The sequence below is a fragment of the Gordonia sp. UBA7860 genome, from assembly GCF_002500165.1.
In the GTDB taxonomy this organism is placed as follows: domain Bacteria; phylum Actinomycetota; class Actinomycetes; order Mycobacteriales; family Mycobacteriaceae; genus Gordonia; species Gordonia sputi.
This window is the reverse complement of record NZ_DLSO01000081.1, coordinates 1-11,474: the sequence shown is the minus strand read 5'-3', so window position 1 is coordinate 11,474 and position 11,474 is coordinate 1. Positions and strand designations below refer to the sequence as shown.

The following is an 11,474-nucleotide window of genomic DNA, read 5'->3' as shown; positions in this document are numbered from 1 at the left end:
CAGCACGCGGCGCCGGGAGCGTGAACCAATTGGCCACGCCGTGCGGGATCTGCTGCTCAGCCTTCGAGCACGAACGGCGATGTGGCGACCTCGGTGCCGTCGGCGAGCGTGCCGATCTCGAAGTCGCCGAACACGGTCGGCGCGACGTCCATGAGTTGGCTCAGGCACTCGACGGCGAGCTGACGGATCTCGACGTCGGCGTGTTCGGTGGCGCGCATGCCGACGAAGTGTCGCCACGCCCGGTAGTTGCCGGTGACGACGATCTTGGTTTCGGTCGCGTTCGGCAACACCGACCTCGCGGCCTGACGTGCCTGCTTGCGGCGCAGGATCGCGTTGGGAACATCGGCGAACTTCGCCTCCAGGGCGTCGAGCAGCTCGCCGTATGCCTTGCGACTCGCGTCGGTGGCTTCGGTGAACAACGCCTCGAGGTGCGCGTCACCCTCGATTGCCGGTGGCGCGACCACGTTCGAGTCGTGCTCGGGGACGAACCTCTGCGAGAGCTGCGAGTACGAGAAGTGGCGATGCCGAATCAGTTCGTGGGTGCACGACCGTGAGATGCCGGTGATGTAGAAGGTCACATTCGCGTGCTCGAGGAGCGACAGGTGGCCGACCTCGAGGATATGCCGCAGGTAGCCCGCGTTGGTCGCGGTACGCGGGTTGGGCTTGTCCCAGCTCTGATAGCAGGCGCGGCCCGCGAATTCGACGAGCGCCTCGCCGCCGTCGGCGTCGGTGCTCCACGGGACGTCCTCGGGCGGGTTGAACGTGGTCGCGGCGACCATCTGCACCTTCAACGGGACCATGTCCGACATGTCGCCTCCTCTCACCTAGTGGGCATCCATGATTCTCCATCAGCGCGACCACCACGCCCCGACCACCCCATCGTCCGAGAACACTCTTGCGGCACCCGCGGAGTTTCTTCGCCGGTACTCGTGCCCGAGCGGGGACGATGAGTGCCATGCCCGATCTGCACTTCAGTTCTGTCCACAGCCAGCGCGCCTGGGTCGTCGACGGCCAGGTGACCTCCCGCGAACTCGTCGAGCACAGCCTGGCCGAGATCGCTCGCCTCGACCCCGCAGTCAACGCGTTCTCCGCCGTACTGCACGACGAGGCGCGAGCCGAAGCCGATCGACTCGACGCCACACTGCGCGACGGCGCCCCCGCGGGCCCGCTACACGGGGTACCGATCGCGATCAAGGACGAGAACGACGTGCGCGGTGTGCCCACGGCATGTGGTGGGGCGTCGGTGACCACGCCGGCACGGGCCGATTCGGAGGTGGTCACGCGTCTGCGCGACGCGGGCGCTGTGATCATCGGCAAGACCCGGATGCCCGAGTTCGGTATCTGGCCCTTCACCGAAACGGCGGCACACGGCTGGACGCGGAACCCGTGGGACCTCGACCGATCCCCCGCCGGCTCGAGCGGAGGTACCGCGGCAGCGGTCGCGTCGGGGATGGTGGCCGCAGGGATCGGCGGCGACGGCGGCGGGTCGATCCGTCTGCCGTCGAGCTGGTGCGGTCTGTTCGGACTCAAACCACAGCGAGGGCGGGTCAGTACGGCACCCAACCCCGACCTGTGGCGGGCGCTGGGCACCCTGGGTCCGTTGACCCGCACCGTCGCCGACAGCGCACTCATCTACGACGTGATCTCCGGCACGACGTCGACGGACAGGTTTCATGCCGCTGCGCTCCCCGGCTCCTTCGTCGACGCCGCGGCCACGCCGCCCGGACGCCTGCGAATCCGGCTGTCGTTTCGCAATCCGATGCGGGCGGGCATGGTCGACGACGAGTCGGCCGCGGCGATACGCGCGCTGGCCGACCACCTGCGCGAGGCCGGCCACACCGTCGTCGAATCCGATCCCGACTACCCGCTCCTGTCGGGGGTCTTCTCCGTGCAAACCGCGTCGGGCGTATCCGAAGAGGCTGCGCGCGTGGAACATCCGGACAGGCTCGAGCGCAACACTCGACACATCGCCCGTGTCGGACGTGTCCTCCACGCGGGCGCCGGGTGGGCCGAGCGACGTGCGGAGCGGATCGCTGAGACGCTCCTTGCACAGATCTTCGACGACTACGACGTCCTGCTGACGCCGACCACCCCCACCACTGCCGTCAAGGCCGGACAGCTCGACCGGCACGGTTTCGTGGGCCTTCTGCGCGCAGCCGCCGAGACCGCGTCGTACACGGCGGCCTGGAACGTGCTCGGCAACCCTGCGGCGGCCGTACCCATCGGAGTGGATCGCTCGGGCCTGCCGCAGAGCGCTCAGCTCGTCGGACCGGCAAACAGCGAGTTGCTACTCGTGTCGCTGGCCACGCAGATCGAGGAGATCGTCGGGTTCGGCGAGCATCGGCCGAGCGTCACCGAACGGTGAGCACGCCGACCCTGCTCACTCGTCGAGGAGCGCGGTCAGCTTGGCGAGCGTGTCGGTCCAATCGGACACGCTGATCGACGTGATGCCCAGCTCCATCACCGGCCGGTCGTTGCCGCCCTCGTCGAGCCGGTCACCGTAGAAGAGGATGTCGTCGACGGTGAGCTCGAGGATCTCCATCAGTCGGCGCGCACCGTAAGACTTGTCGATGCCCTTCCGGGTCACGTCTACGGACGTCGATCCGCCGCTGCGGACCTCGAGGTCGGGAAGACGTTCGGCCGCGTACGCGCGCAGCGACTCCTTCTTGCGGCCGTCGGGATCCCACGCCTTCTTCGCGTCGACGGGAGCAGCCTGCCCCAACGCGCTGAACGTGATCTGGCTGCCCCGATCCTCCAGTACCGGCCCCCACGTCTCGGTTTCCCACAGGCCGAGTTCTCTCGCGCCGGTCTCGAGCGTCGTCAGAGTGCGCTGCTTCTCGTCGTCGGTGAGGTACTCGGCGTACACGGTCTTCCATTCGGAGCCGTCCCACCGCACGTACTGCGTGCCGTTCGTGGGCATCAGATGCAGGTTCGCACGATTCACGCCGTCGCCGAGTCGGTCGAGCACCTGCACCTGGAACTGATCGAAGTTCCCGCCTGAGATGATGCACGCCATGCTGCGGTCGAGTAGTCGGCCGAAGACCTCGACCATGGAGTCGTCCATGGGGCTCTTCGACGGTGCCAGCGTGTCGTCGAGATCGAACATGACCAGTTGGTAGGTGCGCCCGTCGTGCGTGACCGTCATCGGTACCTCTCGTGAACTCCGCAGTGCGGTGAATGTGTGCCGTGGTGAATGTCTGCTGGATTGTCTCAAAGCCGGAAACAGCATGTCATGCCGAAGCCCTCACGGTGGCATGAGCCAACCGTCCGGCCAGATCGCCACGGGAGCCGACCTCGACGCCGTCGAGTCCGAGCCACTGCGCGGTCGTCGCGAGGTCGGTCGCGAGACGCTCGGCGACCATACTTGCGTCACGCCCCTCCTCGAGGTGGGCCGCAGGCACCCGGAGCACCCCCGCGGCGCGGTCGGCCTTGAGGTCTACACGCGCGACCATCTCATCGCCGAGCAGATAGGGATGCACGTAGTAGCCGTGTACGCGCTTGTGTTCGGGGACGTAGATCTCGATGCGATACCGGAAACCGAAGAGCCGCTCGGCGCGCGGACGAAAGAAGACCAGCGGATCAAAGGGCGAGAGCAGCGTCGACCGCCCGTCCGCAGTCGCGATGCGACGCGGAATCACGGTGTCGGCGTGCATAAACGCGACGTCTTTCCAGCCACGCACCGACACCTGTTGCAGCACTGCGTCTTCCACCAACTCAGCGACGACGTCGCGGACCTCGGCGGGCTTGAGTCGGTAATAGTCGGCAAGGTCAGCGGCGGTCGCGATGCCAAGCGCCGCAGCAGCATTCGTCACCAACTGCCTGTGCGCATCGACCCTCTCAATGCGACGCTGCGCGACCTCGCCGACGACGCGCTCGGTGAGGTCGTAGTGGCGTCCGAAGTTCGCGTCTCGCACAGCCGACAACTCACCGGAGGCGAACATCGCCTCACACAGATGCTTCACATCGCCGCGATTCCACCAGCCGCCGGGTGAGCTGGGTTCACGCTCGATCCCGAGATGACTCTCGATCAGACGCGGCGTCGAAGGCCCGATTTCGCCGATGAGCGCCCGAATATCCGCTGCGAGAACCCGGTTGTCGCGCATGAGTTCTCGAGTGTGAAGATACCGTCCGTCCCGATACTCCTCCATCCGCCAGCCGAACAACGGCCAGTCGTCGAGCGGGATCAGTGCGGCCTCGTGCGCCCAATATTCGACGAGTATCCGAGTGGACCGCCCGGGATGCCACGCGGCGCGGTCGAGCAGGGTTCGGTCGTAGGAGCCCAGCCGCGAGAACAACGGCAGATAATGCGCTCGCACCGCGATGTTCACCGAATCCATCTGGATCAGTCGCGTGCGTTCGACGATCCGCGACACCTGCCTGCGCGTCACGGTTCCCGCGGAAGGTCGAGGACCGAATCCCTGTGCGGTGAGGGCGATTCGGGCCGCCTGCGCGGCCGAGAGCTCGGGAGGTGCCATCGCGGAGACGATCAAGCTCCCCGACGCACATCCGACGCCGTGCGGTGACGCGAGTAGTCGACGAAGCGATAGCGAAGCCCGCCAGACGACGTCTCCCACGACGTGGCTTCCGCGACCTCCCACCCGTACGGGTCGATCTCGGGCGCAAACGCGTCGGCTCCCTCGACGAGCAGATCGATCTCGGTGACGTGCAACCGCGTGGCGTGTTCCATCGCGGCCTCGTAGATCGCGCCGCCACCCATCACCGTGACGGCGCCGACTATCCGATCCAGCGCTTCGCGCAGCGAGCCCGCGATCTCTGCCCCTGGCGCGGCGTAATCGGTGTTCCGGGTGACCACGACGTTGCGGCGTTCCGGCAGCGGGCGGAATCGCTCGGGCAGCGACTCCCACGTCTTTCGTCCCATGACGACCGGGTCGGTGCCTGTCAGTTCGCGGAACCGGCGCATGTCCTCGGGGACACGCCACGGGATCGTGTTCTGACGCCCGATGGCGCCGACACGATCCTGCGCCCAGATGAGTGTGATGCCAGTGGCCATGGACAGAGACTACCGCCGTGGTCCGACAGGCTCTCCCAGCGCCGATCCGTCCCGTTCGCCCTTCGTCGAAACATTCTGCCCTGCACCGTTCCCGGCATCCGTGACACCACGAGGCGGCGTCGTTCCCGTGGCGGCGACACCCGGCGCGTCGTCGCCCGATCGACTGCCACCGCCTGCCGTGTCACCTACCGTCGCGGGAAGTTTCGCTCCGCCCTCCGGATGCACCTGCTGTTGCGCGTTGGGCCGCGTCAACTGTGGCGGCGTCGTCGAGGCTGCAGATGGGTCCGAATCCGACTGATCAGTCGGTGGTGTCGCATTCGCCGACGCCCCGCCCGATTCGACGCCCTGCGGCGCCATCGCGTCTGTTCCGCGCTGACCGGACGACGTCGAGATCGGATCGTCCACCACCGCGGATCGCGCCCGGGCGCTGACGGGAGCCGTCGGCGGGTCAGCGGCGGCGGAAGTCGCCGACAACTCGACATTCGAACTGAGCGACGAACCCGCTGAACTGCCGGGATGCGCGGCGTCGAACCAGCCACGGAAGCTGAACTCCGGCACCCCGAACGGTCCGCTGATTGCCGTTGTGCCGAGCGGCCGGTTGGACGGATCTCCGGTCTTCTGCGCGACGGCGCCGTCGATGCCCGTCGCCATGGCGATCGCGAGTGTGATGGCGTCACGCACCGGCGAGAACCGGAACCACTGCGCCGCAAGCGGTTTCCCGGGGCTGAGCTCTCGGTTGTAGCCCATCTCGATGATGGTCCGCAGTGGCATGTCCAGCGCGGTGATCCACGTCGCGGGTAGCACCCCCACCAGTGGAACGAGGATCGGCAGAACCTCTGCCGGAATCATGTAATAGTGCGTGTCGCCGTACTCGCCCTGATCGACGGTTCCCGGTGCGCCCAGCGGTGATTCAAACGGATAGAGGCCGTGCTGATAAGCGATGCCGAGAACCGCGTTCAGGTCGGCGATCACGTTGAGAGGGTGTGACGGGAAGTCCGAGAAGCCGTCGTACTGGAAACTGATATCGGTTGTGCGGAAATGGCATTGGCCGTCGACGCAACTGTTTGTCGGCGCCGCGCCGTCCATGCTGATACCGAGGAACGGAATCGACAATCCTGCGAACCTCGCGAGGATCCCCCCGTTGGGCCTGTTCACGTCTGCGGCCAGAACGAAAGACACGTCGGGGGCCGACGCCCAGCCGACGCTCGAGAAGTAGTCGATCAGCGACCGCTTGGTGATCGCCGCGATCCTGGTGCTCTGCGAGTATCCGAACACGACGAGCTGATCGCCCGCGGCGGGCGTGCCGAACGAGAGATTGCGCGGACACGCAGTGGCACCCGATATGCAGGCGCTCAGATTCACCACTCCGAGCGCGACCGAACGATCGAAACTCAGGTCGCCCGCGGTGAATGGCGCGAACTCCTCCGGCGTGTACACGGCGACCTTGTTCAGGTCGGCCGCGTCAACACCACTGGCCTGCGCGAGGTAGTTCGACGCGATGAGGTTCAGATAGGTGTCGACGAACTCGTCGGTTTGCACTTGAGGACCGAAGTCCACCAACGGATTCCAGGTACCACCCATGATGAGCGCCGTGACGGTCGCGGCGTTCGCCACCGTCATGGCGGCGGCCGCCCAGACAGCTCCGATGACGCCACCGATCGCCGACACCATCGCGGCGCAGACACGCAGAATCGATCCCATATGTAGTTACCAACCGATCGGGCCGACCGCTCCCGACCCGACTTCGATAGTCAGCCCGTTGGTCGCACGGTGCGCCCGATCAACGAGACCGGCAGAGTGCGGCTAGGCCCATCAGATCTCCGCTCGGCACGTCATGATGTAACACAAATCACACTTCAATACCATCGGTACTGAAAATCAGGCCGCGAGAAACCCTCCGTTCGGAGGACACGAACGGAGGGTTCTCGAATCAGATCGCGACAGGCGCTTTGATGCCCGGGTGTGACTGATAGTCGACGATCTCGACGTCGTCGAACTCGTAGTCGAAGATCGACTCGCGCGGATTCAGCCGAAGCGTCGGATACGGATACGGCTCACGCGAGAGTTGCCGGTTGACCTGGTCGACGTGGTTGTCGTAGATGTGGCAGTCGCCGCCGGTCCAGACGAACTCCCCGACGTCGAGACCAGCCTGCTGCGCCATCATGTGCGTGAGCAGCGCGTACGACGCGATGTTGAACGGCACTCCGAGGAACAGGTCCGCACTGCGCTGATAGAGCTGGCACGACAGCTTGCCGTCGGCCACATAGAACTGGAAGAACGCGTGACACGGCGGTAGCGCCATCTGAGGGATCTCCCCCACGTTCCACGCAGACACAATGTTGCGTCGCGAGTCGGGATTGGTCTTGAGCATCTCGAGCGCCGCGGAAATCTGGTCGATGTGCTCGCCCGACGGCGTCGGCCAGCTTCTCCACTGGACGCCGTAGACAGGGCCGAGTTCGCCGTTCTCGTCGGCCCACTCGTCCCAGATCGTCACGCCCCTGTCCTGAAGCCATCGCACGTTCGAGTCGCCGCGCAGAAACCACAGCAATTCGTAGATGATCGACTTCAGATGCACCTTCTTGGTGGTGATCAATGGGAAACCCTGAGCGAGGTCGTAGCGGAGCTGGTGCCCGAACAGACTGCGCGTTCCGGTCCCGGTGCGATCGGCCTTGGGCGTGCCGGTATCCATCACCAGACGCAGCAGGTCCTCGTATGGCGTCGGAATCGTCTCTGTCGAGCTGAGGTCGCGGATGGCCGTACTCACGACTTCCAGTCTAGGACCGCCGCACCTGCCCCCTGTGCCTGCGACACCCCTTGTGGGTTGCGTGTGGCTCGTGTGATGTGTGGTGACAACCGGCTACGCTCGACGCGTGCCGCCCCGCCCGCGTACCCGCGCCAACCGCTACGCACGACGTCGCAGGTCACGAGTCGCGGCGAAGTCACACGACCTGACTCCTCTCCAGTGGGAAGCACTTCAGGAGGCGTGGGGCGGATGCGCGTACTGCCACGCCGATGGTGTTGCGCTGCAACGCGATTGCATGCTGGCGATCTCCCGTGGTGGTCGCTACACCCTGGGCAATGTGGTGCCGTGCTGCCGCTCGTGCAATGCCAGCAAGTGCAATACCGAGGTGACCACGTGGATGCGTCGAAAGAAGCTCGACGAACGATTGTTCCTGGTCCGGCAGGCGCAGATCATCGCCGAACTGCGCGACACCGTCGACGAGGCTCAACCCACGGAATGACCAGTCCTCGTGAGAACCGCCTCAAGAGAACACTGCGAGACCTTTGCCGATGAAGTACACGCCGACGACGAGACACGTGATGATGGTGATCGGCGAGATGTTTGCCTCGAGCCACTCCCTGAAGTTGTTCAGCGCTGGATCGAGCCGGTGACCTCCCGCTATCGCGATGAGCAGCGGAAGCAAGATGCCGAGACTGGCGATCAGGACAAAGATCACCAGCACTATCCACGCCTCTGACCGGTTCCCGGTGTCCTCGGCTATGCGCGCCCCCGCGCCCAAACTGAGTGGCACGTTCTTCACGATTGCCACCGCCTCAATGAGTCCGAGCCCCAACACCGACAGCCCCGACATCGCCGTCACCCTGGCCAGCAGTTTCGCTTCGCTTGCCGGCTCACCGGGTGCGGGTCGCTTTCGCCAGGCAACCGCTGCGAGTCCAAGGAATATCACCCCGAGTATCAGGGTGAAGATCTTGACTCCGTCATCCGTGGCGGCGGGTGAATCCTCTTCTGCCACGTCCGTCACGGCGACCGCGATGCCCGTCACGACAAGCAGACTGACGATCCACCCCACAGCAAAGAGCACCGCTTTGGCGCGGCCGTGTTCGGACAACAGGAGCACGACACCCGAGATGATCGCGACCGGACTGATCGCGACCGTCACCGCGATCGGCAACACATCTCCAACGGCGGTGGCGATCACGCCGGCGCTCCCATCACGACGCCACTGCCTGCCACGACGAGCCTGAACCTCTCACAATTGACGCCCTCCGCACTCACCGACGATCGACTGCGCAAGTCTTCCAGCAGTTGCGCAGATTCGTCGTAGTTCATTGCAAAGTCGGCACAAACTGCGCGGTGGTGGCGCTTGTCGAAACTCGACGTTCCACACGCGTCTCGAGTCGGCAGATGCGGCTGAAGTACCAGCATCGTTTGCCAATTCGAGCCGCGTCTGTGATGTCGATCTGCCTCGGGGAGCCTAGTCCGAGAGCCCCGCGGCCACGGTCGCGCCGAGCTCCCAGCACGCCTCGAGGACCGCCTTGTCCGGCTTGTTCGACGCGATCACGTACTCCGCGGCCTTCTCCCAGCCAAGCCCCGCAGCGATCCGGTCGACAGCGTTCACCGCACCTTCCGTCCCCTCGTTGCCGTGAAGGTAGAGGCCGAACGGCCGACCGCGCGTCGAGTCGAGGATCTGGTAGTACGAGCAGTCGAAGGCGTGTTTGAGTGCACCCGAGATCGACCCGAGGTTCGCCGGGCTGCCGAGGACGTAGCCGTCGGCGTCGAGGAAGTCACTCGTCGACACAGACAGCGCGGCCCGGCGCACGACGTCGACCCCCTCGATCTCGGGGTCGGTCGCGCCGGCCACCACCGCCTCGAACATCGCCTGGCAGTGCGGCGACGGCGTGTGATGGACGATCAGCAGGCGACTCATGATCTACTCCCCGAGGTCATCGTGTCCGTCCGGAAAACGCCAGGAGCCGATCGGCCGCGCTCGACGAGTCAGTGTCGGCGCACTCGACTGCAGGTCCGAAAAGGCCTCGGCCCCTGAGCTGTTCGATGAGAGGCGACGCGCCGCTGAGAAGGTACTCGACGAGTGCGTCCGACGGCTCCCATTTGATTCCAATACCGACGCAGAGATCGTGGGTGTGCAGCGCGAGATCCATGACGCGCATGATCAGCAGGTCGTCACCCGAGCGTCGCCCGGCCCGATGATCCACGGCAGCGCTGAGGTCGGCGGCCGCGGCGGACTCGCGCAGCATGGTTTCGTAGCACCAGAACTCACCAACCGGATCGTCGACGATGTAGTCGGTGTCCCTGGTCGTCTCGACATCGGCGGCACTCGCACCGGCCAGCAGCATCGCGTATCGATGGCCTCCGCCGGTGACGTGATTGATGAGGTCGCGGTTGGTCCAGCCATCGGCGCCGCTGCGGCGATCGAGCGCAGCCGGACCGACCTGTGCGAGCGCGTCGGCCCAGAGCTGCTCCGCATCCAACAGCGCACGGACAGCGTCGCTCATGCGCTGGGCCGATCTTCACGACCATGGAACTGGGCCACAGCACGTTTCATCATCTCTCTGGCTCGAGAGCGATCGCCCGCATAGTCGTAGGCACGTGCGATCCGATACGTGTTGTGCCAATCGGACGGATTGGCTTCCCACTCCTGCTTGACCTGTGCGAACAGTTCGTCCGCGGCGTCGCGTTCGATGCGGCCGGACGCTCGACGCGGCAGGTCAGAGACGTTGAGTTCGCGCCCCTCCTGCGCCATGATCCGCGCAAGTTTCTGATGTTCGATACCCGCACGCAGCGTCGACCAGATCAGCCACGCACCGAGGAACGGCAGGATCAACACACCGATGCCGAGCCCCACCGCCACGACGCCGCCGTGCGCGATGAGTTGCACTCCGGTCCTGCCGAGCAGCACGAAGTAGACGATCATCGCGACAACGAGAAAACCGATCATCCACACGATCGGGCGGGCATCGCGCTGCGTCGGATCCTTCTCTTGTTTCTTGCTCGGCTCGGCAGACATCGGCAGTTACAGGTCCATCAGTTCGTCGAGTCCGACGGTCAGGCCCGGTCGGGTGCCGATCTGGCGAACGCCGAGCAGCACGCCCGGCGCGAACGAACTGCGATCGATCGAGTCGTGGCGGATGGTCAGCGTCTCACCCTGCGTGCCGAGGAGGACCTCCTGGTGCGCGACGAGGCCGGCGAGTCGGACGGAGTGCACGCGCACGCCATCAACAACAGCCCCGCGCGCACCGGGCAGTTCCTCGGTCGTGGCATCGGGGCTCGGTCCGACGCCCGCCTGGGCACGCGACTCGGCGATCAGCGCCGCGGTTCGGTACGCGGTGCCCGACGGTGCGTCGGCCTTCTGTGGATGGTGAAGCTCGATGACCTCGACGGAGTCGAAGAAGCGAGCCGCCTGCTGTGCGAAACGCATCGACAGGACGGCTCCGATCGCAAAGTTGGGTGCGATCAGCACCCCTACGTCGGGTGCATCGGACAACCACTCGCGCACCTGTGCAAGACGTTCCGCGGTAAAGCCGGTGGTTCCGACGACCGCGTGAATTCCGTTCTCTATCAGGAACTTCAGGTTGTCCATGACGACGCTCGGATGCGTGAAGTCGATGACGACGGAGGTGTCCGTGTCGACGAAGACAACAGGATCGTCGCCCTTGTCGACGCCCGTGGTGAAGACGAGATCCTCGGCGGCCTCGACAGCGT

Annotated in this window: 13 protein-coding genes; 2 read left to right on the top strand and 11 right to left on the bottom strand. The window is 65.4% G+C overall.

Features of this window, described 5'->3' with window-relative positions; translation table 11 throughout:
- Positions 1-56: 56 nt before the first annotated feature.
- Entirely contained in the window at positions 57-809 is a 753-nt protein-coding gene (thyX, locus tag B3T59_RS10460) for an FAD-dependent thymidylate synthase (protein ID WP_287002195.1), read from the bottom strand.
- 146 nt (positions 810-955) lie between these two features.
- On the opposite strand from thyX, the gene B3T59_RS10455 reads away from it, so the two are divergent.
- On the top strand, positions 956-2,365 hold the full coding sequence (locus B3T59_RS10455) for an amidase (RefSeq protein ID WP_287002194.1): 1,410 nt from the start codon (positions 956-958) through the stop codon (positions 2,363-2,365).
- Positions 2,366-2,380: 15 nt separating this feature from the next.
- Here the strand turns inward: B3T59_RS10455 and B3T59_RS10450 are convergent, their stop codons facing one another.
- From B3T59_RS10450 to B3T59_RS10430, 5 genes are all read right to left on the bottom strand, one after another.
- A complete protein-coding gene (locus B3T59_RS10450; protein ID WP_287002193.1) occupies positions 2,381-3,145 on the bottom strand; it encodes an HAD-IIB family hydrolase in 765 nt (254 codons plus the stop codon).
- An 85-nt stretch (positions 3,146-3,230) separates the two neighbouring features.
- Positions 3,231-4,475, bottom strand: coding sequence for a winged helix-turn-helix domain-containing protein (locus tag B3T59_RS10445; protein WP_287002192.1), 1,245 nt, complete (start codon positions 4,473-4,475; stop codon positions 3,231-3,233).
- An 11-nt stretch (positions 4,476-4,486) separates the two neighbouring features.
- Positions 4,487-5,011: a dihydrofolate reductase gene (locus tag B3T59_RS10440; RefSeq protein WP_251721132.1), complete on the bottom strand. Its 525-nt coding sequence runs from the start codon at positions 5,009-5,011 to the stop codon at positions 4,487-4,489.
- 9 nt (positions 5,012-5,020) lie between these two features.
- Positions 5,021-6,712 (bottom strand): PE-PPE domain-containing protein, encoded by a 1,692-nt coding sequence (locus B3T59_RS10435; protein ID WP_287002191.1) that lies wholly within the window; start codon positions 6,710-6,712, stop codon positions 5,021-5,023.
- A 229-nt stretch (positions 6,713-6,941) separates the two neighbouring features.
- Entirely contained in the window at positions 6,942-7,775 is an 834-nt protein-coding gene (locus B3T59_RS10430; RefSeq protein WP_251721130.1) for a thymidylate synthase, read from the bottom strand.
- 106 nt (positions 7,776-7,881) lie between these two features.
- Here B3T59_RS10430 and B3T59_RS10425 point away from each other — a divergent pair, with 106 nt between their 5' ends.
- Complete coding sequence (locus B3T59_RS10425; protein WP_251721128.1) at positions 7,882-8,253, top strand: HNH endonuclease; 372 nt, start codon at positions 7,882-7,884, stop codon at positions 8,251-8,253.
- A 21-nt stretch (positions 8,254-8,274) separates the two neighbouring features.
- Here the strand turns inward: B3T59_RS10425 and B3T59_RS10420 are convergent, their stop codons facing one another.
- The 5 genes from B3T59_RS10420 to dapB form a co-directional block, all read right to left on the bottom strand.
- Positions 8,275-8,952 carry a GAP family protein gene (locus B3T59_RS10420; protein WP_251721127.1) on the bottom strand — a complete coding sequence of 226 codons (678 nt, stop codon included), beginning with the start codon at positions 8,950-8,952 and terminating at the stop codon, positions 8,275-8,277.
- Positions 8,953-9,228: 276 nt separating this feature from the next.
- Positions 9,229-9,681: a flavodoxin family protein gene (locus B3T59_RS10415; RefSeq protein WP_287002190.1), complete on the bottom strand. Its 453-nt coding sequence runs from the start codon at positions 9,679-9,681 to the stop codon at positions 9,229-9,231.
- A 16-nt stretch (positions 9,682-9,697) separates the two neighbouring features.
- On the bottom strand, positions 9,698-10,267 hold the full coding sequence (locus B3T59_RS10410; protein WP_064861460.1) for a maleylpyruvate isomerase N-terminal domain-containing protein: 570 nt from the start codon (positions 10,265-10,267) through the stop codon (positions 9,698-9,700).
- Positions 10,264-10,779: a hypothetical protein gene (locus tag B3T59_RS10405; protein WP_064861459.1), complete on the bottom strand. Its 516-nt coding sequence runs from the start codon at positions 10,777-10,779 to the stop codon at positions 10,264-10,266. The genes B3T59_RS10410 and B3T59_RS10405 overlap by 4 nt, the downstream gene beginning before the upstream one ends.
- A 6-nt stretch (positions 10,780-10,785) precedes the next feature.
- The coding region (gene dapB / locus B3T59_RS10400; protein ID WP_287002189.1) for a 4-hydroxy-tetrahydrodipicolinate reductase at positions 10,786-11,474 on the bottom strand (689 nt) is incomplete at its 5' end.

Excerpts from the sequence above, each read along its gene's own strand:
- thyX (WP_287002195.1), bottom strand. The coding sequence starts at position 809 with ATGTCGGACATGGTCCCGTTGAAGGTGCAGATGGTCGCCGCGACCACG.
- B3T59_RS10455 (WP_287002194.1), top strand. The coding sequence starts at position 956 with ATGCCCGATCTGCACTTCAGTTCTGTCCACAGCCAGCGCGCCTGGGTC.
- B3T59_RS10450 (WP_287002193.1), bottom strand. The coding sequence starts at position 3,145 with ATGACGGTCACGCACGACGGGCGCACCTACCAACTGGTCATGTTCGAT.
- B3T59_RS10445 (WP_287002192.1), bottom strand. The coding sequence starts at position 4,475 with ATGGCACCTCCCGAGCTCTCGGCCGCGCAGGCGGCCCGAATCGCCCTC.
- B3T59_RS10440 (WP_251721132.1), bottom strand. The coding sequence starts at position 5,011 with ATGGCCACTGGCATCACACTCATCTGGGCGCAGGATCGTGTCGGCGCC.
- B3T59_RS10435 (WP_287002191.1), bottom strand. The coding sequence starts at position 6,712 with ATGGGATCGATTCTGCGTGTCTGCGCCGCGATGGTGTCGGCGATCGGT.
- B3T59_RS10415 (WP_287002190.1), bottom strand. The coding sequence starts at position 9,681 with ATGAGTCGCCTGCTGATCGTCCATCACACGCCGTCGCCGCACTGCCAG.
- B3T59_RS10410 (WP_064861460.1), bottom strand. The coding sequence starts at position 10,267 with ATGAGCGACGCTGTCCGTGCGCTGTTGGATGCGGAGCAGCTCTGGGCC.
- B3T59_RS10405 (WP_064861459.1), bottom strand. The coding sequence starts at position 10,779 with ATGTCTGCCGAGCCGAGCAAGAAACAAGAGAAGGATCCGACGCAGCGC.